Source organism: Kocuria sp. APC 4018 (assembly GCF_030407675.1).
GTDB lineage: Bacteria > Actinomycetota > Actinomycetes > Actinomycetales > Micrococcaceae > Kocuria > Kocuria rhizophila.
Genome location: NZ_JASDCY010000007.1, coordinates 31,121 through 57,480, shown reverse-complemented (window position 1 = coordinate 57,480; position 26,360 = coordinate 31,121). Strand labels below are relative to the sequence as shown.

Annotated in this window: 23 protein-coding genes; 19 read left to right on the top strand and 4 right to left on the bottom strand. The window is 69.1% G+C overall.

The window, feature by feature from the left end; all coding sequences use genetic code 11:
- Positions 1-33: 33 nt before the first annotated feature.
- Positions 34-1,542 (bottom strand): recombinase family protein, encoded by a 1,509-nt coding sequence (locus tag QL985_RS02550; RefSeq protein ID WP_259906401.1) that lies wholly within the window; start codon positions 1,540-1,542, stop codon positions 34-36.
- 1,320 nt (positions 1,543-2,862) lie between these two features.
- Between QL985_RS02550 and QL985_RS02545 the strand changes: the two genes are divergently transcribed.
- The 7 genes from QL985_RS02545 to QL985_RS02515 all read left to right on the top strand — a co-directional run bounded on the left by QL985_RS02545 (position 2,863) and on the right by QL985_RS02515 (position 9,800).
- Entirely contained in the window at positions 2,863-3,093 is a 231-nt protein-coding gene (locus QL985_RS02545; protein ID WP_259906400.1) for a DUF3387 domain-containing protein, read from the top strand.
- A 46-nt stretch (positions 3,094-3,139) separates the two neighbouring features.
- Positions 3,140-3,928 carry a Hachiman antiphage defense system protein HamA gene (locus tag QL985_RS02540; RefSeq protein ID WP_259906399.1) on the top strand — a complete coding sequence of 263 codons (789 nt, stop codon included), beginning with the start codon at positions 3,140-3,142 and terminating at the stop codon, positions 3,926-3,928.
- On the top strand, positions 3,928-6,390 hold the full coding sequence (locus tag QL985_RS02535) for a DEAD/DEAH box helicase (protein WP_259906398.1): 2,463 nt from the start codon (positions 3,928-3,930) through the stop codon (positions 6,388-6,390). Before QL985_RS02540 ends, QL985_RS02535 begins: the two co-directional genes overlap by 1 nt.
- Positions 6,391-7,043: 653 nt before the next feature.
- Entirely contained in the window at positions 7,044-7,478 is a 435-nt protein-coding gene (locus tag QL985_RS02530) for a hypothetical protein (RefSeq protein WP_259906448.1), read from the top strand.
- Positions 7,479-7,537: 59 nt separating this feature from the next.
- Positions 7,538-8,269 (top strand): lipoate--protein ligase family protein, encoded by a 732-nt coding sequence (locus tag QL985_RS02525; protein WP_191550957.1) that lies wholly within the window; start codon positions 7,538-7,540, stop codon positions 8,267-8,269.
- 22 nt (positions 8,270-8,291) lie between these two features.
- Positions 8,292-9,110 (top strand): SOS response-associated peptidase, encoded by an 819-nt coding sequence (locus QL985_RS02520; RefSeq protein WP_102614065.1) that lies wholly within the window; start codon positions 8,292-8,294, stop codon positions 9,108-9,110.
- 243 nt (positions 9,111-9,353) lie between these two features.
- Positions 9,354-9,800, top strand: a complete 447-nt coding sequence (locus QL985_RS02515; RefSeq protein WP_070637696.1) for a pyridoxamine 5'-phosphate oxidase family protein — start codon at positions 9,354-9,356, stop codon at positions 9,798-9,800.
- A 223-nt stretch (positions 9,801-10,023) separates the two neighbouring features.
- Here QL985_RS02515 and QL985_RS02510 read toward each other — a convergent pair whose 3' ends face one another.
- Positions 10,024-10,527 (bottom strand): GNAT family N-acetyltransferase, encoded by a 504-nt coding sequence (locus tag QL985_RS02510; RefSeq protein WP_059281702.1) that lies wholly within the window; start codon positions 10,525-10,527, stop codon positions 10,024-10,026.
- A gap of 184 nt (positions 10,528-10,711) precedes the next feature.
- Between QL985_RS02510 and QL985_RS02505 the strand changes: the two genes are divergently transcribed.
- A complete protein-coding gene (locus tag QL985_RS02505; protein ID WP_059281692.1) occupies positions 10,712-12,031 on the top strand; it encodes a M20/M25/M40 family metallo-hydrolase in 1,320 nt (439 codons plus the stop codon).
- Positions 12,032-12,207: 176 nt separating this feature from the next.
- Positions 12,208-13,434, top strand: coding sequence for an acyl-CoA dehydrogenase family protein (locus tag QL985_RS02500; RefSeq protein ID WP_102614004.1), 1,227 nt, complete (start codon positions 12,208-12,210; stop codon positions 13,432-13,434).
- Positions 13,435-13,450: 16 nt separating this feature from the next.
- Here QL985_RS02500 and QL985_RS02495 read toward each other — a convergent pair whose 3' ends face one another.
- Complete coding sequence (locus QL985_RS02495) at positions 13,451-13,648, bottom strand: DUF5703 family protein (RefSeq protein ID WP_102614006.1); 198 nt, start codon at positions 13,646-13,648, stop codon at positions 13,451-13,453.
- An 87-nt stretch (positions 13,649-13,735) separates the two neighbouring features.
- On the opposite strand from QL985_RS02495, the gene QL985_RS02490 reads away from it, so the two are divergent.
- The 3 genes from QL985_RS02490 (at position 13,736) to mshC (ending at position 16,490) form a co-directional block, all read left to right on the top strand.
- Positions 13,736-14,083, top strand: coding sequence for a primosomal protein (locus tag QL985_RS02490; protein WP_146008592.1), 348 nt, complete (start codon positions 13,736-13,738; stop codon positions 14,081-14,083).
- A 120-nt stretch (positions 14,084-14,203) separates the two neighbouring features.
- Positions 14,204-15,037 carry an undecaprenyl-diphosphate phosphatase gene (locus QL985_RS02485; protein WP_047978902.1) on the top strand — a complete coding sequence of 278 codons (834 nt, stop codon included), beginning with the start codon at positions 14,204-14,206 and terminating at the stop codon, positions 15,035-15,037.
- A 136-nt stretch (positions 15,038-15,173) separates the two neighbouring features.
- Positions 15,174-16,490, top strand: coding sequence for a cysteine--1-D-myo-inosityl 2-amino-2-deoxy-alpha-D-glucopyranoside ligase (gene mshC / locus QL985_RS02480; protein WP_059281690.1), 1,317 nt, complete (start codon positions 15,174-15,176; stop codon positions 16,488-16,490).
- Between the two features lie 19 nt (positions 16,491-16,509).
- Here mshC and QL985_RS02475 read toward each other — a convergent pair whose 3' ends face one another.
- A complete protein-coding gene (locus QL985_RS02475) occupies positions 16,510-17,406 on the bottom strand; it encodes a PAC2 family protein (RefSeq protein WP_059281689.1) in 897 nt (298 codons plus the stop codon).
- A gap of 86 nt (positions 17,407-17,492) precedes the next feature.
- Here QL985_RS02475 and QL985_RS02470 point away from each other — a divergent pair, with 86 nt between their 5' ends.
- From QL985_RS02470 to QL985_RS02440, 7 genes are all read left to right on the top strand, one after another.
- Positions 17,493-18,683 carry a site-2 protease family protein gene (locus QL985_RS02470; RefSeq protein ID WP_059281688.1) on the top strand — a complete coding sequence of 397 codons (1,191 nt, stop codon included), beginning with the start codon at positions 17,493-17,495 and terminating at the stop codon, positions 18,681-18,683.
- A gap of 165 nt (positions 18,684-18,848) precedes the next feature.
- Complete coding sequence (locus tag QL985_RS02465; RefSeq protein ID WP_047978906.1) at positions 18,849-20,069, top strand: tRNA (adenine-N1)-methyltransferase; 1,221 nt, start codon at positions 18,849-18,851, stop codon at positions 20,067-20,069.
- Positions 20,062-21,771, top strand: a complete 1,710-nt coding sequence (gene arc, locus QL985_RS02460) for a proteasome ATPase (protein ID WP_059281700.1) — start codon at positions 20,062-20,064, stop codon at positions 21,769-21,771. Before QL985_RS02465 ends, arc begins: the two co-directional genes overlap by 8 nt.
- Positions 21,768-23,462 carry a depupylase/deamidase Dop gene (dop, locus tag QL985_RS02455; protein WP_290147575.1) on the top strand — a complete coding sequence of 565 codons (1,695 nt, stop codon included), beginning with the start codon at positions 21,768-21,770 and terminating at the stop codon, positions 23,460-23,462. Before arc ends, dop begins: the two co-directional genes overlap by 4 nt.
- A 140-nt stretch (positions 23,463-23,602) precedes the next feature.
- Positions 23,603-23,809 (top strand): ubiquitin-like protein Pup, encoded by a 207-nt coding sequence (locus QL985_RS02450; RefSeq protein WP_029603423.1) that lies wholly within the window; start codon positions 23,603-23,605, stop codon positions 23,807-23,809.
- Positions 23,810-23,813: 4 nt separating this feature from the next.
- On the top strand, positions 23,814-25,223 hold the full coding sequence (gene pafA, locus QL985_RS02445; protein WP_019310758.1) for a Pup--protein ligase: 1,410 nt from the start codon (positions 23,814-23,816) through the stop codon (positions 25,221-25,223).
- 112 nt (positions 25,224-25,335) lie between these two features.
- Complete coding sequence (locus QL985_RS02440) at positions 25,336-26,322, top strand: FKBP-type peptidyl-prolyl cis-trans isomerase (protein WP_039101112.1); 987 nt, start codon at positions 25,336-25,338, stop codon at positions 26,320-26,322.
- The last annotated feature ends 38 nt before the right edge of the window (positions 26,323-26,360 follow it).

Sequence of the window (26,360 nt, the reverse complement as noted above, 5' to 3'; positions counted from 1 at the left end):
ACTGACGCCGGTGTCAGCTCGAAGACAGCCGCGTCATCCCTGCACCTTTCCAGCGCCTACGGCTCGCGCGGTGATCACGACGCGCTCGGGTTGGAACGCCCCTCCTGCCGACCTTCGGGGAGCCGGAGTGATGCGCACCTCGAAGAGAGCCTTGATGATCCTTCGCTGTTCTGCGAATGCGAGTCCATTCCAAGCGATGGAGATGTCTTCGGCGTTGACGAGATCTCCGATCGCGCGATCAACGATGGGCAACGCCAACTGGTGTCGCGCGCGCTCAATCATCGGGACGAGCTTTTTCTCGATACCGCTGAGCAGTCCGAGACTGACATCGCCATTCGCGCAACCGTCTATTGCCTCCTGGAGTCTCGCCTCCAGTTTTGCGAGATGCTCGCGTGCTCCGACGGACTGCGAAACCCATTCGTCGTCTTCGCCGATCAGCAATGCGGCGTTTGCAGGACGCGAAAGCCAGGCGAGGACGTAGTCGACGACGTACTCCTCGACGGGTGCTGCGCTGATGGATATCTTGTAGCAGCCGCGGAAACGGCATTGGTATCGCACTTTTCGTGGGGCATCGCCATGGGGTCGGTCGAGGACGCGATGAAGCGGGTGCTCGCAACAATCGCATATTGCGATGTGTGACAGCAACGATTTGGGGGTGACCGTCCCGGTCTCGTGCACTCGCCGTGATGGGTCGGACAGGAGCCGCTGGATCCGTGTGAAATCCTCGATGGAGATCAGGGGCTCCCACGCGGCGTCACCGATGATCTCTCCGCGGTAGACGCGTTTTCCTGCGATGGTGGGGTTCTGCATGATCTGTTTCACCGTCATCGATGTCCACCCTGTGGTGATCTTCCCGTTATGGGATTTCTGAGGTGTTGGCTCTTCCCGGTCTTGAAGATCGTTCGCGATCGTTCCGAGTGGTGTGCCGGAGATAATCCCCCGTGCCATCAGCCTTACGAGTTCGCCGGTGTGCGGATCCGGCTCTTGGCCGATGAGCCGGCCTGTGCTCGTGTCGTAAACGCGTCGATAGCCATAAGGTATTCGCCCGTGCGGGCGTCCCTTCTCTGCCAGGAGGCGTACGGTGCGGATCTGCCGTTCGCGCATCGTGTGTGCGTCGGCTTCGGCTCGCAGGAACTCGAATCCGAGCATGAAGCTATCGTCGGAGCGAGTGAAGTCGAAGACCCGGCCTTGCGTCAGGTAGAGAATTCCTGCTGCTTGGCAGGCGGCGCGTAACTGGAGGTAGATCTGGAGATCCCGGCCGGCTCTGGATGGCTCCCAGGTGACGAAACCGTCGACCTTCCCTGACTCGATGAGTTGCAAGGCTTCCTCGAAACCTTCTCGATCCTTTGTCCGCCACTGGGAAGCGGAGCGGTCTGCATCTCTCAGGACGCGCACGACCGTCCACCCCAACGGTTGGCACCACGAGCGGCAGTCACTGACCTGATCGCCGATCGACCGCATCAGTTTGAGCCGGTCTTGTGACGCTCGTGCATATATCAACGCTCTGACGGGTGTTATTGCTGAGGGCTTGTTCTTGTCCATGAAAGGCAGGTGCGCCGTCGGTCCCATGACAGATTCCTCTCTCCACACGATGAGGCTTCCTGCCTCATCGATCTGTCATAGTGCGGCGAAAATCTTCGACCGAAAACCGCGGAATCATGCGGATCTGTGTGGGTCCATACATCCCGTTGCTCGGCTCAGCGAGGAATAGGACGTACGGCGGGGCTCCTGGGACCTGGGGAGGGATCCTGCCAATCGCGCGCGAGGTCGTCGAGCACCGCGCCCAAGTCGTCTAGACGGAGCGCTTCGGCGCTCTCCGGTCGGCGGCGCATTCTTCATGTCTGACGGAGGAGTTTCGGTCGGCTGGTGTTGACTGCGATTCAACGAACTCCGGGGGAGTACATGGGCAAGATCTACGGGTACTACGAATACGACGAGTCCCTGACGCCTGGGCGGTCAGAGGATGGCGGCCTGAGCCAATTGCTCTTTGATAGCTAGGGCAAGCTGTCGGATCATGCGTCGTTCCATCCAGAGGACCCAGACGAGGATAACGACTACAACTACGACGCGACGTCGCCAACCAACGATTCCGATTCGGATGCCGACGCGGTAGGCAGCGGCACTCCGCATCCTGGCCGTGATCGGCGCCGCGGCGGGCGGGTACGTTCTGATCCGCAAGGCGACTCCGCACGTGCAGCGCATGATCAACGAGCGGGCACTGCCGGCAGTCCGATCGTTCTGGAAGAAAGTGCGCCGCGGGCAGGGGGAGCGAACCTGATTCGCCTGACGTGGACGAAGCGAGCATCCTTCGTCGTGTAGACCCCGCTCGCACCCGCAGATGAAGCAGCGCTTTGAACCGAGGTCGCGCTCGCCAAACCCCAGATGAGTCCTGACGGGTGGTATGCCCGCTTCCGAGCGATGTTCGAGGCGCGGAAGTTCTCTGACGAGCAATGGAGGCTCCTGTCCTCGGTGCAGGTCGCGGACGACGAGGCGATAGCGGAGCTGTAGCGAGAGATGGTGCGTAACCGTGCGGAGGCGGTTGTTCGGCAGGTGACACTCGATGCTCGAGGCTGCGTCAGAGGTCGATGCGAATGCCGAGGTCGAGCCGATGCCGATCGAGGTCGAGCAGGATCCTGGACAGCGCCTCTGAGCGATCGCTATTCCCGAAAAGCCCAGTTCAGGATACTCGGTGGGCGGCTATCGGCATCAGGTTGAGGCAAGCTGCCCCCCGCCGGACCGCGACACAAAGCTGCACGCGAGATCTCTTCGGCTCGAATGACACAGTCGGCCGATATCGTGGGATCAGTGACCCGACATCAGTAATCTGCGCCCTGATCGGCGTTAAGGAGACAGCGACACGCCATGGCAGGACGGACCGCGAAGCCGAAACCAACGAAGACGCTGGAGCAGCGGCTGTGGGACGCTGCCGACGGCGCTGCTGCACTAGAGCTAGGTGACGACATACTCAAGAAGATCGCGCAGGAGCTTGTCGCGGCAGTTCGGGCATCAGTCACCATCGACTGGAATCTGAAGGACTCAGTGCGCGACGCAGGCCGAAGCGTTGGCCCGCGAAGGAGACTGCATAGGCCATGAATCGCCGGGGGAGAAGCGTCTGGGTTTGGGGGATCACATGGACGGAGTGAGAGTCGTCACCGTCGACGACGCGAGCATCCTGGTGCTCGAAGAAGTGACCCAGGAGATTAAAGACACGCTCAATACGAGGCTTGTCGAGTATTGCTATGGGCGTGTGAAGGCGGCCGAAGACCCCGACTACTACTCGTTCGATCTGACACTCGAGGAGTTCTTTAAACTCTACGACACGAAGAGTGAGGAAACGAAGCTCGGCATTGCCGGGGAGCTGATAGTGCACCTTCTCGTGCCGCACGGTCACGAAAAGCTTGTGTCTGCTGCGCTCTACCTCAACAAGGAGGAGCGTGCGATCAAGAAGGGATTTGACCTCACCTTCTACGATGCCCACGATGGGGGCCTCTGGTACGGCGAGGTCAAGGCGGGGAAGGTATCCGACACCCAGACGGCAGACAGCAAGGTTCGCGATCTCATCGGCGTTGCCGAGCGAAGCCTCCACGAGATGTTCACGTCTGACGTTCGCAAGAAGCGCTGGGACGCAGCGCTACTCGACGCAGACGCAACGTTGCAAAGCGCCCAAGCATCGAGCGTCAAGAAGCTCCTTCGTGCGGACTTCAAGGCCGTCCACGGCGGCGGAACCACGAAGGTGCGCGCGCTCCTGTGCGGCGTCGTAATGCGTGACCTGCTGCTCGACGAGATCGACTCAGAGACAGGCAAGTCGCTCATCGAAAGTGTGAAGGGTCGCGGTCGCTTTGCAGACCTCCGGTTGCTGCTCATCCAGCAGTCGGACCTTGAAGACCTGGTCAAAGTATTGCGTGCCTCGATCGGAGCGCTCGTCTGATGGCCGTTGACATCACTTATCGGAAGCTGCGAAATCAGGCGAACCTCGACGAGTCGCGCTTTCTCGAGCTCTACACGAGCATGTCGCTCGGACACGCGATCTCGGACGACCAGTACCAGGAGCTGCTTTCGTATGCCGTGATCTTCCTTCGCCAAGGCGACGCGACCGTCGAGCGGCTCGGCTATCGAATCGCACTTCAGTACTCACTGGACACGGCGGACTTCGAGCCGCTGCTGGACATCGCGGATCACCGTGAACTGATGCCCGTCATCGCCGCGATCCACGCGGCTCATCCCGAAGTGCTCGAAGACAACTCGTTGCACCGGGTGCTCGGAGTCGCTCATGGCAAGAACTTCACATCGGAGGGGATCACCCGTACACGCGAACAGTTGGCGCTGCGCGCGTTCAACATGCTCAATTCGCACGTGGCCATCATCGCGCCAACCTCATACGGCAAGTCCGAGATGATGACCGATCGTGCCCTTGCCTCACTCCCCGGTGCAGTCTGCATAGTGGTGCCGTCAAAGGCTCTGATCGCGCAGACAAAAGCCGAACTGGTGCGTCTCATGCGCCAACGTGACGTCTCGGCACGCGTCATTTCTCACCCCGAGGCGTACAACGGCGAGTCATCGTTCCTCGCCATCCTCACGCAGGAGCGGCTGCACAAGCTGTTCGTCGATAACCCAGAACTCAAGATCGATCATCTGCTTATTGATGAGGCACAAAACGTTCTGTCAGACAAGCCCCGTGCGCTTGAGCTGTCTCAGGTGATTCTCGTGGCGCGTGCCCGTAAAGCCGACATGCAGGCCGCCTATTACACGCCGTTCCTCGAGAACCCTGAAGCGCTCCGACACGTCAACGGTGCGGATGAGCTGGTGCGTGCCCGCACGGTAAACGAACAGGTCAAGGTCGAGCAATTCTTCGTGGGTGCGCCCGGGGATACCCTGCACGTTTTCGATCAGTTCTTGGCTCGTTCGTTCGAGTCGTCGCTGACGGTTCCGGAGGATGATGCCGACGCGGTCATCGCTTTCGCCGGCCCTCGCACTATCGTTTACCTGAACAAGCCTCGTGACGCTCAGGACTTGGCGCGCCGTATCGCAAGCAAGGTCGGTTCCGCGAATGACGCGATTGCTCCTGCAGCCGCCAAAGCTATCGAGGCAATCAGTGACCTCGTCGACAAGGACTACCTCCTCGTCGACGTGATCCGAAGTGGCGTCCTTTTCCATCACGGACAGATTCCCGAGGTGCTGCGACAGTATGTTGAGAACCTCTTCCGGGAAGATCAGTCTCCGGACAATCGCTTCCTCGTGACGACTTCGACCTTGCTGGAGGGTGTGAACACTCCAGCTGACACGATGGTCCTGCTGTCGCCCGATCGGGGACGTGGCTACCTGGCACGGTCGGCCTTCAGGAATCTGGTTGGTCGCGTGGCTCGGTTCAGCCAGATCTTCTCGTCGGATACGCCGAAGCTCGAGCTACTGGTTCCGAAGATCTACGTCCTCAAGAGCTCCTACGCGCCGAAGCGCTGGAACCCGCTGAGTTGGCTCGAGGACCGAGCTGACCCTTCGAAGTCGGCGTCCGATCCGGTAGAGAATCCACTTCTTGAGTCTGGCCCGGTTGATCAGCCGCGCATTGAAGCGCTCGAGCGGCTGGAGAACATCGAGTCGGGTGCGTCCGGACTTGAGGGCGCTCGGCTTGCGCAGACTGAGCTCGGCCGTCTCTGCTTCCGGCACGGCGCGCAAGACTTCGATGTGTTTCGTTACGAGCTGCTGATGCAGGATCGGGCGACTGATCGCACCGGCAGCGCAGTCTCGACGGCCGACGACCTGATTACGTTGATCGTCGATATCTTCCTCACGGGTGTCGAACTCGGCCGTGACACCGATGACCTCGAACGCCTTCGAGACGAGCAGGGGGCGCGCAACTTCTATGCCATGTTCCTCAGCTGGCGGGCAGAAGGCGATCCTCTGAAGCTCATGATCGGGCGCTACCTGACGCATTGGAGGCGTCAGGGGGACGATCTGATCTGGGTGGGGTCGAAGTGGGGCGAGGTCAAGCGCTTCGCGACCGAACACACGAGTGGCTACGTGAGACGGTCGACGAAATCACGCGGTGCGCTCGTCAACCTCGCAATCGTGCGGATCAAGGCGGAGCTCGACTTCCTCGACTACAACTTCATGAAGTACCTGGAGATACTGTTCTCGCTGGACCTGGTCGAGGAGACGTTCTATCTCAAGCTGAAATACGGCACCGCAGATCGCTACGTGATCGCGCTGCTGCGCAATGGCATGTCCTTTGAGCTCGCACATCTCATCGCAGAGTCCTATCGGGAGTTCGTCGGAGCGGACACGGCCGCGAACACGATCGAGCTTCGCCAGGGTCTGCTTGAGGCCCTGGAGTCAGCGAACATCAATGACATCCTGCTCTTCGAAGTGCGGGGACTGATTGGAGCGCAGGCGTGATCCGGCGAGTCCGAGAGGCTCGTGCAGAGCGAAAGAGGCAAGTGGCGCGCGACGATGTAGCCGTCGAAGCGACCGTGCCTACGTGGGATCTCACTGCGCTCACGTCCGGAACTGCTCCTCACCGCCTAAACCGAGTTACACCACGAAAAAAGACTTGACCGTCGTAGGATCAAGTGTTTCCGCTGTGGCTGTTTGCCCCATAAGCTGTTGTCCTCGGTTTCGCATGGGTTCCGAAGCGTGTGGCTTCGTTGCTGTCGTCCGACTGCGGGGGAGTGGCACGTAGAGGGCACGAGTCCGACCTGGCCACCGAAAAACCGCAAGATTCCGGGGAACCTGACGAGGACTGGGACTTCTGAGTCCCCTCGGATGACCCCTCCACCGGAGGCCGCGACGGATCACCGTCGCGGCCTCCGTCGCAACCGCCCCACCGCGGACGGGTGCCCTCCGGGGGACAACCGTGCGGCGTCGTCCCCCAATGTGCGACTGTGAAGGCCCGCGGGGACCTGCCTACACTGAGTGCGCAAGGGGAGAGACCGCTGGCCGAAGGACGATCCGGGGGGAGCGTCCGGCCAGCAGGGCTGGTTCGACAACCGTGGTGAGGGCGCCCTGGCGCGCTCTCACCACGGTCACCATCTCAGGGGGGCTGAGACGTCATGCGCACTGCAACCACCGTGAAAGCCGCGATGTCCGTGGCAGAACTGACCGCTCTGAATCGTCTGATGCGGGGGACCGGGACCGTGGAGGCGTTCGAGCGCGAGCTGGTCACGCGCGTCTACGCGGGTGCCCGAGGGTGGCTCGCGGAGCTGGGGGGCCACGAGCTGACCCGGGACCAGCGCCGACGGTGGAACACCGCGGTGCGCCACGTCAACCGGTACGTGTCCCGCGGGGGCGTGCCCATGGCGTGGCGGGTGCTCACGTCGCTCAACCAGTCCCGTGACCTGCTGGAGGACCCGCACGTCCTCAAGACGGCGATCGTCGCGGCCGCGGCTCACGGCCCCCTGGCCCCGGCGCCCCGGGCTGCTGCGGAGACGCCGGCTCGGGCATCCAGTGCCGCTGCGGGGGCACGGCTCGTCCACACCGGGGCCTGACTCCGCCCCGCTCGGGACCGGGCGGCTCGCCGCGCGCCTGCACTAGAGTTGGCGGCAGCATGAAACTCATACGTCAGCGCGAGTCCCTGGGCGCCGAGCAGGACTACCGCCGCGCCCTCTCCATCCTCGACGCCGCCCGAAGCGGCGGCACCGAACCCGTGCTGCGCGTGTACCAGCCGCGACCCACGGTCGCGTTCGGGCGCCGCGACGAGCTGAACCCGGGGTTCTCCCGGGCGCGCCAGGCCGCGCACGACGCCGCCTTCACCCCTCTCGTGCGCCGCGTGGGTGGTCGCGCGGCGGCCTACCACGGTGGGTGCCTGGTGATCGACCACGTGGAACCGGACCCGGATCCCAAGACAGGCATCCAGGACCGCTACCGGCTGTTCGGGGACATGATCGTGGCGGCTCTGGAGGAGCTGGAGATCCCGGCCGAGGTGGGGGAGATCCCGGGCGAGTACTGCGCCGGCGAGTACAGCGTGCACGCGCCCGGCACCGCGGCGGATCCGGCGCGGCCCGTGAAGCTCGCGGGCACGGCGCAGCGCGTGGTGGCTGGAGCGTGGTACTTCTCCACGGTGCTCGTGGTCGAGGAGTCGGAGCCGCTGCGCAGCGTGCTCGAGGAGGTCTACGAGGCGTTGGACGTGCCGTGGGAGCCGGCCACGGCCGGTTGCGCGGCGGACGTGCGCCCCGGGACCACGGTGGCGGAGGTCGAGGAGGCCCTCATGGGGGTCTACGACCGCTATGCCACGTACATGGGCTACGGCCCGGTGACGCGGTCGTCGGCCTCTCGATGACCCCCAGGGAGAGGAGCGCGGCATGTGCGGGCGCTATGTGATCGCCAGGACCCCCGGCCAGCTGGCCCTGCCCTTCGACGCGCGGGTGGACGACTCGATCGGCGAAGGGGCGGAGCCGAACTGGAACGTGGCCCCCACCCACACCGTGCCCGTCCTGCTCGAGCGGCTCACCGAGGACGGTCAGCTGCTGCCGGAGATCCACGCCGCCCGGTGGGGTCTGGTGCCCTCGTGGGCCAAGGAGATCTCGGTGGGCTCCAAGATGTTCAACGCCCGCTCCGAGACCGTGATGGAGAAGCCCTCGTTCCGCGCGGCGATCACCGCCCGGCGCTGCGCGATCGCCGCTGACGGCTACTACGAGTGGCAGGCCCCCGCCTCGGGGCGGGGCCGGAAGCAGCCGTACTACGTGCACCCGCGGAACGGCTCCGTGATCTGGTTCGCCGGGATCTACGAGTGGTGGCGCATCCCCGAGGGCTGCGAGGACGCCGCCCGCCCGGGGCAGTCGCGCCCCGGCAGGGCCGCGCAGGAGGACGCCCCGGGGCAGTGGCTGCTGTCGTGCTCGATCCTCACCCGTGAGGCACCGGACCCCAGCTCCGGAGACCCGCACCTGGCCGCGCTCGGCGCCCTGCACAACAGGCTCCCGATGGGCATGGGCGAGGACTTCGCCCGCGAGTGGATCGCCCCGGACAAGGACAAGGACCACACCCGGGCCCTGCTGGAGCGCGCTGTGGCGCACAGCCTGGACGTGGCCGGCCAGTGGCGGATGCACCCCGTGAGCACGGACGTGGGCTCGGTGCAGTCCCGGGACGCGCACCTGGTGGAGCCCGTCCAGACCCTGCTCTGAGCCTCCGGAGGTGGTGCCGACACCCCGGGCACCGTTCGGATTCCGGTCGTCATGCCCCGGTTCTGGCCGGCGGGCCGCACTTCCGGTCGGCATCCTCCGGCCCGGAACGGCACGCCCGGCGTCGGCGGTGCCTGCTCGGCCTCGGGCGACACGCGTCCATCCGGTGACCGCCCAAGGCCGCGGCCCTACAGTGGGTGGTGGACGTGCCGCACCGGCAACCGCGACGACCCACCGGGGGCAGAGATGGTCGAACTGGGCAACAACCTCACCGAGGACGCACGCTGGCTGATGGGCTTCGTGGCCGATGCCGGCTCGGCCGTGGTGGCCAGCAACAGCGGGACCGGGTACCCGGAGTCCGCCTACGTGCACGTGGCCGGCACGGAGGCCGGACACCTCGTGCTCGGGACCAACGTGGCCTCCCGCAAGTGCTCCAACATCGCCTCGGACCCGCGGATCTCCATGGTCATCATGCGGGACGGCACCGAGGAGGTCCAGCTGGAGGGCGAGGCCCGCATCCTGGAGGATGCCGAGGCCGCGGCGGCCGGGGAGGTCCTGGACTCCCGGCACCCCGGCGCCACCGCCACGCACGACCCGCAGAGCCTCAGGCTCGTCGAGGTGGCCGTGCGCTGGGCGCTGCACACGGACGTCACGCAGCAGCCTCCGGTGCGCAGGGAGCTCGACCTGCGCTGAGGCCGCGGAGCGGTGGCGTGACCCGGCGCGGCCGGGGGGCCGACGGCGGGAGCCCCGGTTCGCCGTTCCCACCGGCACGAGAAGGTCGGGACTGCCGACCGGGACATCCGGCACCCTCGGGTGCGGCGCGGACTCCGCGCCTACTGCGGTTCCGCGTCGAGCGGCAGGGCCCACGCCGAGCGGCAGGGCCCGCGCGGGCGCAGCCCTGCCCGGGGCGGTCGGCTCAGATCTCGTCCTGCTCCGGGGACCAGCGGTTGAAGTCCAGGGTCAAGTACAGCGCGAGCGCCGCGGAGTTGTCCTCGGGAATGCGCACGCACACCTCGTCGTACCCGTTCTCGTGCAGCGAGGCCATGACCTGGCGCACGAGCTGCTCCGCGAGTCCGCGGCGTCGGTGCGACGACGCCGTGAACAGCTCGAACAGGTAGGGGACGTCCGGGAGCCGGTCGTCCTCGCGGCGTTCCAGAACCATGGCGGCGGCCACGGGGTGGCCGTCCTCGTCCTCGATCAGCTGCGACTGCTCCGCGAGGAACGGACCGTAGGCACCGGCGAATGCGTCCCGCACGAGGGCCTCCGCCTTGTCCTGCTCGCCCTCCACCCGCGTGCCGTAGGCCTCCACCAGCAGCTGGGCCAGGGCGGCGGAGTCGCTCTCGGTCACGGACCGGCTCGGCGCGGTGACCTCCCGGCGGTTGGGCACGGTCCGGGCGATCAGCGTGATGTTTCCAGTCATCGTGTCCTCCAACGGGTCCTCATGAAACACAGGGGTTCGTGCCACTCAGGGTAACCGAGAACCCTGCCAATTCCACGGGGGACTACCGTGGGAGCAGCAGCGACGCCGCCGGTGCCGGGAGCGAGTGCGGCCCGGGAAGGCCGCGCGGCGGCGTCGTCATCGACGAGTGAGGAGAAGCCGCGCCATGGGCGAGACGACCGAGAACACCTCCACCCCCGAGGCGGAGACTGCACGGATCTGCCAGGAGCTCATCCGCTTCGACACCTCCAACTACTCCAGCGGCGAGGCCGAGGGGGAGCGGGCGGCCGCCGAGCGCGTGGCCGAGCTGATCCAGGAGGTGGGGCTGGAGACCCAGTACTTCGAGTCCGCCCCGGGCCGCGCCAACGTGTTCACCCGCCTGGAGGGCTCGGACCCCACGGCGGGCGCCCTGCTGGTGCACGGCCACCTGGACGTGGTGCCCGCGATGGCCCAGGACTGGTCCGTGGACCCGTTCGCGGGCGAGCTGAAGGACGGCATGATCTGGGGCCGCGGCGCGGTGGACATGAAGGACATGGACGCCATGATGCTGTCCGTCCTGCGGCACATGCGCCGCACCGGGGCCGTGCCCAAGCGGGACATCGTCTTCGGGTTCTTCGCGGACGAGGAGGCGGGCATGCGCTACGGCTCCAAGTACATGGTGCACGAGCACCCCGAGGTCTTCGAGGGCGTCACGGACGCGATCAGCGAGGTGGGCGGGTTCTCCGCGACCATCGGCGGGCGCCGGGCGTACCTGCTGCAGACCGCGGAGAAGGGGCTGCTGTGGCTCAAGCTCCACGCGCAGGGCCAGGCCGGCCACGGGTCCGGGCTGCACGAGGACAACGCCGTGACGCACCTGTCCCGGGCCATGGCGAACATCGGCCAGTACACGTGGCCGGTGGAGCTCACCAAGACCACGCGGGCGTTCCTGGACCAGGTCACGGAGCTCACCGGCGTGGAGTTCGACCCGCAGAACCCCCAGAAGCTGCTGCGGGAGCTGGGCGCCGTGTCCCGCTTCGTGGGGGCCACGCTGCAGAACACCTCGAACCCCACGGTGCTCGAGGGCGGGTACAAGACCAACGTGATCCCCGGCTCCGCCCAGGGCGCGGTGGACGTGCGCTTCCTGCCCGAGCAGAAGGAGCACGTGCTGGCCACGCTGCAGGAGCTCGCCGGGGAGAAGGTGCGCATCGACGCGGAGTTCGAGGACATCGCCCTGGAGGTCCCGTTCTCCGGCACGGTGGTGGATGCCATGGTCGACGCACTGGAGGCCGAGGACCCCGACGCCGTGGTGCTGCCGTACATGCTGGGGGCCGGCACCGACAACAAGTCCCTCTCCACCCTGGGGATCACCGGCTACGGCTTCGTGCCGCTCCAGCTGCCGGACGAGCTCGACTTCACGGGCATGTTCCACGGCGTGGACGAGCGCGTGCCGGTGGCCTCCCTGGAGTTCGGCTCCCGCGTGCTGGACCGGCTCCTGCGCACCTACTGACCACAGCACGGACCGGCGACGACGACGCCGCACGGTCGCGTGCGCGCCCAACGCACCCGCGCGGCGTCGTTCCCCGGTTCACCGCCCGGCCAGCGCACCGCGCGCAGCCGACCGCGCGAGCACGCAGCCGCACGAGCACCCGAACCCGCGAACACCCCGATCCGAAGGACCCTGAGATGGACCCCGTGCTGGACCCCGTGACCGACCTGCTCCCCGAGGACCTGCTGGCCCGGATCCGCGCCCGCGCCGCGGACGTGGACCGCGAGAACCGCTTCTGCGACGAGGACTTCGAGGCGCTGCGGAAGACCGGCTACCTGCGCATGCTCGTGCCGCGGGAGTTCGGCGGCCTGGGCTTCACACTGGAGCAGGCGGCCCGCGCCCAGCGACGGCTCGCGACGGCCGCACCGGCCACGGCGCTGGGAATCAACATGCACCACGTGATCGTGGGCATCGGCTACACGCTCCACCTGCGCGGGGACGAGCGGGCGCGCCGGATCTTCGAGGACGCCGTGGCGGGGGAGGTCTTCGCGTTCGGCATCTCGGAGGCCGGCAACGACTCCGTGCTCTTCGACGCAACCACCCGCGCCGAGCCCGCCACCGGGGGCTGGACGCTGCACGGGACCAAGATCTTCACGTCGCTCTCACCGCGCTGGACGCGGCTGCTCGTGCACGCCCGCGTCGAGGGCGCGGAACCCCCCGGCGGCGCACCCACGGAGGACGACGACGCCGCGCGGCTCCTCGTGGGATTCCTCACCCGGGAGGACCACCGCAGCCCTGCCCCCGGGGTCACCACCCGTGCGGACTGGGACGCGCTGGGGATGCGCGCCTCGCAGTCCTGCTCCACCGTGCTGGACGGTGCCCTGCTGCGGGAGGCGGACCTCCTGACCACCACCGCGGTGGGCCCGAACCCCGATCCCGTGGTGTGGGGGATCTTCGGGTGCTTCGAGCTGCTGCTCGCGGCGGTCTACACCGGGATCGCGGACCGGGCGATCGAGGTGGCCGTGGAGATCACCACGACCCGCCGCTCGCTGGCCAAGGGAGCGGCGTACTCGCAGGACCCGGACATCCGCCGCCACATCGCCCGGGCCGGGGTGCTGCGGGACGGGATCGAGCTGCAGCTGCGGCAGCTGTGTGCAGACGTGGACGCCCTCGGCTCGGACCGGGAGGTTGCCCACGGGCGGCGCTGGTTCGTCCTGTTCTCCGGGGTCAAGCACCGTGCCACCGAGGCCGCCCGGGAGGTCGTGGACCTGGCGCTGCGCTCCTCGGGCGGGTCACAGTACCGGCGGGGCTCCGAGCTGGAGCGGCTCTACCGGGACGTGCTCGCCGGGATGTACCACCCCTCGGACGAGGAATCCGTGCACGCGGCCACGGCCACCTCCCTGCTGGGCCCGGTGGCCGACTGACGCAGGGGCCGCCCGTTCAGAGCGTGCGGTCCACCCGCATGATCCGGCGCCGCAGCACGAAGCGGCGGGCCCCGTCGTAGAGCACCGCGGAGCGCATGAGCTCCCACTTCCCGTACTCGGCGTGCTCCGCCACGCGGGTGCGGGCGTCGGCGGGCTTCTCGCGGGGGCCCACCGTGAGGGACAGGTATTCGTAGCGCTCGTCGCGACCCGTCATGGTGGGGTGCCCGGTGACGGACGTGCGCTTGAGGCGTTGTTCTCTCATCGCTCCCATTCTGCTCGGATAACGGCTAACGTCTACTCCATGAGCACCGATCCTCGCGCCGCCCTGCAATCGCTCGTCAACGCCCTCGAGGAGCACCTCGCCGCAGCCGCCAACAGGCGCTCGGACGAGGACCCCTCGGTGGACAAGGCCTACGTGGCCATCGCCAACGCCTTCGAAGCCTACGAGGAGGCGCTGTACGACGCGCACGACGAGGTCACACCCCTCACCGTCTTCGCCGACGACGACGATGATGACTACGACGAGGACGATGACGATGACGACGAGGACCTCCTCGAGGACAACGAGATGATGGACGAGGACCTCATCGACGAGGACGACTTCGACGACGAGGACGACACCGCGGAAGATCGCCCCGGCACTCGCTGAGCCGTCCTCGCCGCGCCTCGAACAGGGCTCCCGTCCACGGACGGGGGCCCTGTGTGCGTCCAGCCCCCTCCCAGTTGCTGCACCGGCCGGGGTGGAGTTCACGTGCCGTACAGTTGTCGCGTGAACTGGATCGAAGCGATAATTCTCGGCCTCGTGCAGGGCCTGACCGAATTCCTCCCGGTGTCCTCCTCCGCGCACCTGCGCATCGTGGGGGAGTTCCTGCCCGGCGGCGGCGACCCCGGAGCGGCATTCACCGCCATCACGCAGCTGGGCACGGAGACCGCCGTGATCATCTTCTTCTGGCGGGACATCGTGCGCATCATCAAGCACTGGGCGCTCTCACTGACCGGGCGCATGGACCGCAGGGACCCCGATGCCCGGATGGGCTGGTTCATCATCCTGGGCTCGCTGCCGATCGGCATCCTGGGTCTGCTGCTGCAGGACTTCATCGAGACCCAGTTCCGGTCCCTCTGGATCACCGCCACCATGCTGGTGCTTTTCGGCATCTTCCTGGCGGTCGCGGACCACGTGGGCAAGCAGGAGCGCCACCTGGAGGACCTCACCATGAAGCACGCGGTGGGCTTCGGCTTCGCCCAGGCGCTGGCACTGATTCCCGGGGTCTCCCGCTCCGGTGGCACGATCACCGCTGGGCTGCTCATGGGCTACACCCGTGCGGCCGCCGCGCGCTACGCGTTCCTGCTGGCCATCCCGGCCGTGTTCTCCTCGGGACTCTACGAGCTCTACAAGGTCGTGTCGGGCAAGGTTCCCGCGGGGATGTACACCATGGGCCAGACCGCGGTGGCCACGCTGATCGCCTTCGCGGTGGGCTACCTGATCATCGGCTGGTTCATGCACTACATCTCGGAGCGCAGCTACAGCCTGTTCGTCTGGTACCGCATCGCCCTGGGTGCCCTGGTCTTCGTGCTGCTGGGCCTGGGCGTCCTCACCCCCTGAGATCGGCCTCGAGCGCCCCGCCCGTCTCCCACGCCGCCGAACCCGGAGCGGGGGAGCCGGAACCGGGGCGGAATAGCCGGCCCGCCACACCGGTTGCCGCACACGAGAACACCCGCCCGTCGACACGAAGGTGACCATGAAGTCCTGGACCTCCCGCCCGGTGCCCACCCTGCCCGGCACATCCGGAACTCCCCGGGTGCACGACACGAGAACCGGCGCCCCGGAGCCCCTCGCGGCCCGTGACGGCCGGGCCAGTCTCTACGTGTGCGGGATCACCCCGTACGACGCGACCCACATGGGCCACGCCGCCACGTATGTGAACTTCGACCTGCTCCACCGCGTGTGGCGCGACGCCGGCCACGAGGTGGACTACGTCCAGAACGTCACGGACGTGGACGACCCCCTCCTGGAGCGTGCGAATGCCACCGGGGTGGACTGGCGAGAGCTGGCCGCGTCCCAGACCGAGCTCTTCCGCACGGACATGACGGCGCTCAACGTGCTTCCCCCTGACCACTACGTGGGTGCCACCGAGGCCGTCGACTGGATCGTCACGGCGGTCGAAGGCCTTGTCGAACGGGGTGTGGCCTACCGTGTCCCCGCCGGCACGGGACAGGACGGGGAACCGGCCCCCGCCGGGGACGTGTACTTCGACGTCGCCGCGGCTGATGCGCTGCGTGCCGAGGACCCGGACGCGTGGGTCGTGGGCAGCACGTGCCGACTGGAGGGCGACCGGGAGCGCATGCTGCCCCTGTTCACCGGCCACGGGGGAGACCCGGACCGCACGGGCAAGCGCGACCCGCTGGACCCGCTGCTGTGGCGCGTGGAGCGCCCCGGCGAGCCGGCGTGGGACGGTGGCTCGCTGGGTGCGGGACGCCCCGGCTGGCACATCGAGTGCAGCGTGATCGCCCTGCGGCACCTGCCCCGCCCGTTCACGGTCCAGGGCGGCGGCTCGGACCTCGCGTTCCCGCACCACGACATGGGGGCGGGACACTCGTACGCCCTGTCCGGCGAGCCCATGGCGGAGCACTTCGTGCACACGGCCATGGTGGGTCTGGACGGCGAGAAGATGTCCAAGTCCAAGGGGAACCTGGTCCTCGTGTCCGCTCTGCGGGAGCAGGGGGTGGACCCCGCGGCCATCCGCGTGGCAATCCTCTCCCACCACTACCGCACGGACTGGTTCTGGACCGAGGACCTGCTGGAGCAGTCGCGGCGACGGCTCGCCACGTGGCGCGAGGCCGCGGCGAAGCCGGAGACGGCGGGTGCGGACGCGATGCTCGCGGCCGTGCGTGCGGCGCTGGGCGAGGATCTCAACGCGCCGGCCGCGCTGATCGCGGTGGATGCGTGGGCCGCGCGGAACCTGGGTGGGGCGGCGGCACGCGGCCGTGCGGCGTCGTCCGAGGACACGCGTCTGGCGCGGGACACCGTCGAGGCGCTGCTGGGGATCGTGCTCTGAGGCGCCCGGCGGGCTGGTCTCAGCCCCGGTCGTCGCGGCGGCGCAGGTAGCGCTCGAACTCCCGCGCGATGGCGTCCCCGGTGGCCTCCGGGAGGTCCACGGTGTCCTTGGCCTCCTCGAGCTGCTGCACGTAGTCCGCCACCTCGGGATCCTCGGACGCCAGCTCGTCAACGCCGCGCTCCCACGCCTCGGCGTCCTCGATCAGCGGATCGAGGGGCAGCGACAGACCGAGCAGGTCCTCGAGGCGGCGCAGCAGCGCCAGCTGGGCCTTGGGCGAGGGGGAGTGGGCCACGTAGTGGGGGACGGCCGCCCACATGCTGAGCGTGGGCAGGCCCGCGAGGGCGGCCATGTGGGAGAGCACCCCCACGATGCCCGTGGGGCCCTCGTACTGGGGTGCCTCCGCGTCCAGCTGCTCGCGCAGCTCCTCGGTGTCCGAGGTCAGGGTCACGGGGATGGGTCGGGTGTGCGGAACGTCCGCGAGCAGGGAGCCCAGCATGATCACGAAGTCCACGTCCAGGGCGGCGGCCTGCTCCAGCAGCTCCGCAGTAAACGTGCGCCAGCGGTAGGAGGGTTCCCAGCCGTGGAGCAGCACGAGGTCCAGGTTGGTGCCGGGAACCGAGGCCCGGGACAGCCGCGTGGAGGGCCAGTGCAGCTTCTGCTCCCCGGTCAGGGACCGGCGGACCACCGGGCGGGAGTACTGGTAGTCGTAGTAGTCGTCGGAGGCGACCTCGAAGACCTCGCGCGCATCCAGGTGCTCGCGGATGAGCTTGAGGGAGTCGGTGGCCGCGTCCCCGGCGTCGTTCCAGCCCTCGAACGCCGCGATCAGGACCGTGACGGTCTCCTGGCCCTGGCCGTCGCGCACCACGCCGAACGGGCCGGTGCCGGGTTGCTGCGAATTGCTGTCCAACGTGCTCACCCGTCTTACTGTACGGTGCCCGTCCCGGCGGGCTCCACGCGCTCGCGCCCAGCGCGCACCGGGGCTCGCGCCCTACCATGAGCACCATGTCCGCTTCTCCACGCCCCGAGCCCTCCGGCGGCCCCGCTCCCGTTCCCGGCGGCACCGCAGGCCCGCGCACCCGCGGGGTGCGGCTGGGCCGCGTCGCGGGGGTGGAGCTGGTCCTGGACCGCTCGTGGTTCGTGATCGCGGTGCTGACCGTGGTCATGTACGGGCCCGTGCTGTGGCGGCTCTACCCCGGGCTGGGGTGGCTGAACCTGGTGCTCGCCCTCGGGTTCGCGGTGGGGCTGGCGCTGAGCGTGCTCGTGCACGAGCTCGCCCACGCGGTGGCCGGCAGGGCGGCGGGATGGCCCGTGTCCCGGATCGTGCTCACGCTCATGGGTGGGCACACGGCGTTCGGCACCGTGCACACCCGCGCCCTGCCCACGGCTCTCGTGTCCCTGGTGGGACCGCTCTCCAACGTGGCGGTGGCGCTGCTGGGGGAGGTCGCCATGACCTGCGCGCCGGCCACCGCTGCGGGCCCCGGGTGGGCGCTGCTGCAGCTGCTCGTGCTCGCCAACTGGGTGCTCGGACTGTTCAACCTGCTCCCCGGCCTGCCGCTGGACGGTGGGCGCGTGGTCGAGTCCCTCGTGTGGGCCGTCACGGGCTCGGAGACCCGGGGCACCGTGGTGGCCGCGTGGTGCGGACGCGTCATCGCCGTGCTCGTGGTGCTGTGGGCGCTGTGGACCGGGCAGTGGCGCGATCCCCTGGTGCTCGCGGTCATCCTGCTCGTGGCGGGGTTCATTGTCCTGGGGGCGGGACAGGCCCTGAAGCAGGCTCGTCTCCTGGGGGTTCTCGACGCCGTGCGGGCCGGTGGCATCGCCCGCCCCGCTCTCGAGTTCGCCCCCACCACGCCGCTCTCGCTCGTGGACGCCACGGTGCACGCGGCCACCACGGACGGCTACCGCGGCTGGACCCCGGACGTGGTGGTGCGCGACTCCGCCCGCGGGGCCTTCGGCGTGCTCAGCCCCGCCCGTTCGGCGAGCGTGCTCGGCACTGACCGCACCCGGGTGGCCGTGGGGGACGTGGCCGACTGGTTCCCGGAGACCGCGCGCGCCGCGCCGCACGAGGCCGGGGGACAGCTGGTGCGGCTCATGGAGTCCCGGCACTTCCCCTGGCTGGTGGTGCTGGACGGCGCGGGGCACGTGACCGGGGTGGTCCACCACGAGGACATCGCGCGCTACGCCCTGCGCTCCTGAGACGACCCTGCGGCGGTGGTGCCCACCCGGAGGTGGGGCTGGGCCGTGGAGGTGGCGTGCGGCGTCGGGCTACGGTGGGAGAATGGCACCAGAGGCGGCCCCCACGCGGGGGACCGCGCCACAGACCGGACAGCATCCCTGTCGACCCCGCGCGAAAGCGAGCAGATGACCGAGCAGCGACCCCACGAAACCGCCACCCCCTCCACCGCAGCGCCCGTGCGCGGCGCGGCCAACCGGCGCGGGCCGTTCCGCTCGGGGGAGCGCGTCCAGCTCACGGACGAGAGCGGGAAGATGACCACCATCACCCTGGTGGACGGCGGGGAGCACCACACGCACCGCGGGGTGCTCACGCACGACCAGCTGATCGGGCGGCCCGAGGGGACCGTGGTGAGCAACACCGCCGGCATCCAGTACCAGGCGCTGCGCCCCCTGCTCAAGGACTTCGTGCTCTCCATGCCCCGCGGCGCGGCGGTGATCTACCCCAAGGACTCGGGTCAGATCGTGACCATGGCGGACATCTTCCCGGGCGCCCGCGTGGTCGAGGCCGGGGTGGGTTCGGGTGCGCTGAGCATCTCCCTGCTGCGCGCCGTGGGGGACGAGGGCCGCGTGCACTCGTTCGAGCGCCGTGAGGAGTTCGCGGAGATCGCGCGCGGCAACATCGAGACCATGTTCGGCGGCCCGCACCCCGCGTGGGAGCTGAGCCTCGGTGACCTCGCGGAGGAGCTCGGCGCCACCGAGGAGCCCGGCTCCGTGGACCGCGTGATCCTGGACATGCTCGCACCGTGGGAGTGCCTGGACGCCGTGGCCACCGCACTCGCCCCCGGCGGTGTGGTGATCTGCTACGTGGCCACCGTGCCGCAGCTCTCCCGCGTGGCCGAGGCCATGCGGGCCGATGGCCGCTTCACCGAGCCGGAGGCGTCCGAGACCATGGTGCGGGGCTGGCACGTCGAGGGTCTCGCGGTGCGCCCCGACCACCGCATGGTGGCCCACACGGGCTTCCTCATCCAGTCCCGCCGCCTCGCGGACGGCTCGCCCCGCCTGGCCCCCAAGCGCCGCGCGTCCAAGAGCGAGTACACCGAGGAGGACCTGCAGGCCTGGACCCCGGTGGCACTGGGTGAGCGGATCGTCTCGGACCGCAAGCTGCGCCGCGCGGGCCGGGATGCGGCGTCGTTGGCGCAGCACGCCGCCCGCGCGCACCAGCAGATCGACGCCGCGGACGACGACGCCCGGACCGCCCCGAGCGCCGCACCCACCGTGGACCGCGGGGAGCCTGCCGTCACCCCGGCCGAGGGGACGCACGACGTCGAGCACGATCGTGGCGCGCAGGGCGCGCACGATCGGACGGACGGACGGGAGTCCGACGGCGAACGGGGCCGTGATGACTGAGCCCAGCCACGAGAGCGGTTCCGCCGCCCCGCGGCCACCCGCCACCGACCCCGTGCAGCGCCAGGTCAACCTGCTGCGGGACCAGAAGCGGAACCTGGACCGGCAGGCCGCCGAGCTGAGCACGCAGAACCAGAAGCTCGTGCGGCTGCTCAACGCCTCCCGGCAGGAGATCGTCAGCCTCAAGAAGACGTTGGCCGCGGAGGCCGAGCCGCCCGCCACGTACGCCGTGGTCCTGCAGGTCAACCACGGCCGCCGGCCCGTGGGAGAGGCCACCGGGGACGGACCCGTGGTCACGGGCCCCACGGTGGACGTGCTGGCCGCCGGGCGCCGGATGCGCGTGGCCGTGAGCCCGCTCGTCTCGTTCGGCGCGTGCGAGCCCGGTCTCGGGGTGCTGCTCAACGAGAACTACGTGGTGGTGGCACTGCTCGACTACGAGCGCACCGGCGAGGTGGCCACCGTCAAAGAGGTCGTGGACCACGACCGCGTGCTGACCGTGGGCCGCTCGGACGAGGAGCGCGTGCTGCTGCTGTCCGGCCGGCTGCGGCGCGAGCGCCCGAAGCCCGGGGACGCCGTGACCGTGGACCACCGCACCGGATTCGCCCTGGAACCCGTGGCCCGCACGGATGTCGAGCAGCTCGTCCTCGAGGAGGTTCCTGAGGTCCGCTACACGGACATTGGAGGTCTCGGTCCCCAGATCGAGGCGATCCGCGATGCCGTGGAGCTGCCCTACGTGCACCCCGAGATCTTCCGTGAGCACGGCCTGCGCCCACCCAAGGGCATCCTGCTCTACGGCCCCCCGGGCAACGGCAAGACCCTGATCGCCAAGGCCGTCGCCCGCTCCCTCGCGGAGCGCAGCGCCGCCAAGGCCGGGCGCTCGCGGGCCGAGGGGTACTTCCTCAACATCAAGGGCCCCGAGCTGCTGGACAAGTACGTGGGGGAGACCGAGCGCCAGATCCGCTCGATCTTCGCCAACGCCCGCGAGCAGGCCGCCCGCGGTGTGCCCGTGGTGGTGTTCTTCGACGAGATGGACTCGCTGTTCCGCGTGCGCGGCTCGGGGCTGTCCTCGGACGTGGAGACCACGATCGTGCCGCAGCTGCTCACCGAGATCGACGGCGTGGAGCAGCTGGACAACGTGATGGTGGTGGGTGCCACCAACCGCGAGGACATGATCGACCCCGCCGTGCTGCGCCCCGGCCGCCTGGACGTGAAGATCCGCATCGACCGCCCCGACCGTGAGGGTGCGCGCGAGATCTTCTCCCTCTACCTCACCGAGGACCTGCCGCTGCGGGACGAGGACGTGGCCCGGGCCGGTTCGCGCGCCCGGGCGGCCCAGGAGCTGGTGAGTGCCGCGGTGGAGCGGATGTACGCGCGGGAGCCGGGCACCGAGTTCCTGAGCATCGCCTACCGGGACGGCACCCACGAGACCCTCTACTTCGCCGACTACGCCTCCGGAGCGGTGATCCGCAATGTGGTGGACCGCGCCAAGAAGCAGGCCGTCAAGACGCTGCTGACCACCGGTCGGCGGGGGATCACCGCACAGCACCTGGTGGCGGCCGTGGACGAGGAGTTCCACGAGCAGCAGGATCTGCCCAACACCGAGGACCCCGAGGACCGGGCCCGGCTCACCGGGCGCCGCGCGGACTCGATCGAGAGCGTGCGGATGGTCACCCACCGTGCGGACGCGACGGGGGAGCAGGCATGACGGTCCGGCGGATCATGGGCAGCGAGACCGAGTTCGGGGTGCTCGCGCAGGGCCAGCCGGACGCGAACGCCACGGTGCTCTCCACGCGCGTGGTCACCGGCTACGCCTCGTGGGTCGCACGACGCCGCTCGGAGACAGCGCGCGCCGGTGCGGCAACGCACGGGGCCGGGCCGGGCGGCGTCGTGAGAACGGGGTGGGACTACGGCTCCGAGACCCCGCTCGCGGACGCCCGGGGCTTCACGGTGGCCCGCGAGGACGCCCACCCCTCGCAGCTCACGGACGAGGCACCCGAGCTGACCGCGGAGCAGATCGCGGCGGAGGCCATCAGCGAGTCCGCGCTCTACACCGAGGACATGGACTGGCGCCGGGTGGTCATGAACACCGTGATCCCCAACGGCGCGCGGGTCTACGTGGACCACTCCCACCCCGAGTACTCGTCTCCGGAGGTCACCAGCCCGCTGGACGCGCTCACGTGGGACGCCGCTGGGGACGTGGTGGCGCACCGCGCCGTGCAGCTGCTCGCGGAGCAGGCTGCGGGCTCGGGGTCAGCGCCCGTGAACCTCTACAAGAACAACACCGACAACAAGTCCGTGTCCTACGGCGCGCACGAGAACTACACGGTGGACCGCGCCGTGCCCTTCGAGCGCATCACGGCGGCGCTGCTGCCGTTCTTCGCGTCCCGCCAGGTGGTCTGCGGCGCCGGGCGCGTGGGCCTCGGCGTGGACGGCTCCCGCCCGGGCTTCCAGCTGAGCCAGCGCGCGGACTTCTTCGAGCGCACGGTGGGCCTGGAGACCACGATCCACCGCCCCATGGTCAACACCCGGGACGAGCCCCACGCGGACGACTCCCGCTACCGCCGGCTGCACGTGATCGTCGGGGACGCCAACCTCTCCCACACGGCCACGCTGCTGAAGTTCGGGACCACGTCCCTGGTGCTGAACCTGGTGGAGCACGACCGCGTCCCGGACCTCGAGCTCGTGGACCCCGTGGCCGCGCTGCAGGCCATCAGCCACGACCCCACCCTGGGCGCCACCGTGGCCCTGCGGGACGGCCGTCAGCTCACGGGGGTGGCGCTGCAGCGCGCGTACCTGGACGCCTGCGCGGAGCTGGAGCGCGAGCTCGCCCCCGAGGGTCTGGACGAGGACACCGCGCAGGTGCTCGCCCTGTGGGACGAGGTGCTCACCGACCTTGCCGCGGACCCGGCCCGCCTGGCCGACCGGCTGGACTGGGCCGCCAAGTACGCCCTGCTCAACGCGTACCGCACGCGGGACGGGCTGGCGTGGGACGATCCGCGCCTCGTGGCCATCGACCTCCAGTACGCGGACGTGCGCCCGGACAAGGGGCTCCACCACCGGCTGGTGGCCTCCGGGAGGATGCGCACCCTCGTGTCCGCCGAGCGGATCGAAGCGGCTGCGGACACCCCACCCGCGGACACCCGCGCGTACTTCCGCGGCACCGCGGTGGAGCGCTACCCGGAGGCCGTGGCGGGCGTGGGCTGGGACACCGTCAACGTCACCTTCCCCGGCATCCGGCGCGGTGCGCGGATCGCGATGCCCGAACCCCGGGACCTCACCCGTGACGTGAGCGCGCCGTGGTTCGACGCTCCAGACGCCGAGCAGTGGGTGCGCACGGTGGCACGCCACCGGCCCGCGCTCGTCACGGGCAGCGATATCGGCCCGCCGCGCGGGTAGCCCGCTGCACAGGGGGACGCCACGCGGCAGGGACCACGGCTCCGCACGGGCCGCGGCGGCGCGGAGCTCGAGAACCCCGGGGCCCGGCGCGTCCGCGCGGACCCCGGCCACCCACAACCACCAGCAACCCAGGAGGACACATGGCACAGGAACGCATCTTCGGCACCGGCTCGCGCCGCGAGGAGGAGCCCGAGACCCCGGGTCCGGTGGACCCGCCCGTCTCCGGCGCCGCGCAGGCGCAGCGGGACACCCAGGGCACGGACGACCTGCTCGCCGAGATCGACGGCGTGCTGGAGACCAACGCGGAGGCCTTCGTCAAGGGCTTCGTGCAGAAGGGCGGTCAGTGACGCCGTGGACCGCAGGATCTACGGCATCGAGACCGAGTTCGGCCTGACCCACAGCGCCCCCGAGGGCCCAGCACTGAGCGCCGACGACGCCGCCCGGCGCCTGTTCGCGCCCGTGCTCGCGTGGGGGAGGGCCTCCAACGTCTTCCTGCCCAACGGCGGGCGGCTCTACCTGGACGTGGGCTCCCACCCCGAGTACGCGACCGCCGAGGCCGCCACGCTGCACGACGTCGTGGCCCAGGACGCCGCGGGGGAGCGCATCGTGGACGACCTGCGCGCCCAGCTCCAGGAGTCCCTGGACGGCGAGGGCGTGGCCGGGACCGTGCACCTGTTCAAGAACAACGTGGACTCCGCGGGCAACGCCTTCGGCTCGCACGAGAACTACATGATCGGGCGCAGCACCGAGTTCTCCCGCCTGCTGCAGCACCTGCTGCCGTTCCTGGTGACCCGCCAGATCCTCGTGGGCGCCGGGAAGGTGCACCCGGCCGGCCCGCCGGCCTTCGGCGCATTCGCACCGGGGGACGGTTCCGCGAGCTACTCCTTCTCGCAGCGCGCGGACCACATCTGGGAGGGGTCCTCCTCCGCCACCACGCGCTCGCGGCCCATGATCAACACCCGGGACGAGCCCCACGCGGACGCCCAGCACTACCGCCGGCTGCACGTGATCACGGGCGACTCGAACATGTCCCAGACCACCACGGCGCTGAAGGTCGGGGCCACGGACGCGCTGCTGCGCATGATCGAGGCGGGGCAGATCCTCCCGGACCGGACGCTCGCGGATCCGGCCTCGGCGCTGCGCCAGGTCTCGCACGACCTCACGGGCACCGCCCGGCTGGAGCTCGCGGACGGCTCGACCCGCTCGGCACTCGAGCTGCAGCACGAGTACCTGGAGGCCGTGACCCGGTTCACGGACCGGCACGGGGCGCACCACGACCGTCTGGGCTGGGTGCTGGAGCTCTGGGAGCGCGGGCTGCGGGCCGTGTCCGAGCAGAATCCCGGCCTCGTGGACCGGGAGCTGGACTGGGCCGTGAAGAAGAAGCTGCTGGACTCCTACGCGGCCTCTCACGGCATGGATCTGTCCCACCCGCGCATCGCGCAGCTGGACCTGGCCTACCACGACACCTCCGCAACGCACGGGCTCTTCCACATGCTCGAGCGCCGGGGTGCCGTGGAGTCCTTCGTGACCCCGCAGGACGTCTCGCGCGCCGTCGAGGAGGCACCGCAGACCCGGGCCCGGCTCCGTGGGCGCTTCGTGGCCGCGGCCCACGCCGCGGACGTGAACCACACGGTGGACTGGGTGCACCTCAAGCTCAACGGCCCGAACTCGCAGCGCACCAGCACGTGCAAGGACCCGTTCGCCACCACGCAGCCGGACGTCGAGGAGATGATCCGGGACCTCGGGACCGGGGCCGTCTGAGCACTCCGCGCCACGCGCACGGACGCGTTCCGTGCGCGTTCCCAGCCACGCACCACACGAGTCCTCTACATTGGACCGCAGCCACACCCCGTTGACGAAAGGTCACCCCGTCTTGCGAAAGATCATCCCCGTCGGCGCCACCGCCGTCGCCATGTCACTGCTGCTCACCGGTTGCGGCTCCTCCGGCTGGGACTCCGTGGAGATGACCGAGGAGCCCGCCCCGGGCAAGGCCCCCGCCGTGACCTTCGAGACGCCCATGAAGGTCGAGGAGACGCAGACCAAGGTGCTCAAGGAGGGCGGCGGGTCCGAGATCGACGCCGGGGACAACATCATGCTCCAGGCCGCCCTCTACAAGGGCTCGGACGGCTCCTCCCTGGGGGACACCTACAGCAAGGGCTCCGGTCAGGTGCTCACGGTCAACGACCAGCTCAAGGAGTCCCTGCCGCAGATGTACGACGCGCTGTCCAACGCGCAGGAGGGCGAGGTCATCGCCTACAGCTCGCCCGAGACGAGCGGCAAGGCGGAGGACGGCGACGACTCCACCTCGGTCGAGGTCTACGAGGTGACCAAGAAGCTGCTGCCGCCCCTCAACGAGGAGATGAAGACCCCGGCCAAGGGCATGCCCAAGGTCACGCAGGACGACAAGGGCACCCCCACCATCCAGAAGCCCTCCGGCCCCGAGCCCACGAAGCTTAAGACGGACGTGCTGATCGAGGGCGACGGCGAGACCGTCTCCGCGTCCGACACCGTGGTGGCCAACTACGTGGGGGTGCGCTGGGAGGACGGCAAGCCCTTCGACTCCTCCTACGAGAAGGGCACCCCCGTGTCCTTCCCGCTGGACAACGTGATCGTGGGCTGGAAGGAGGGGCTCGCCGGCCAGAAGGTGGGCTCCCGCGTGGAGATCGTGATCCCCACGTCCAAGGCCTACGGCACGGAGAAGGAGCTCGGGAAGGACGCGCAGTACCCCGCCGGCTCCCTCGTGTTCGTGGTGGACATCCTCGGACGCACGGACACGCCGGATCCCGCGAAGCAGTCGCCGAGCGAGGCCCCGTCCGCGAGCTCGGCACCCAGCGCGGGGGCGTCCTCCTCCGGCAGGTGAGGGCCGCTACACTAGGCCCTCGGCAACGCCCCGCACCG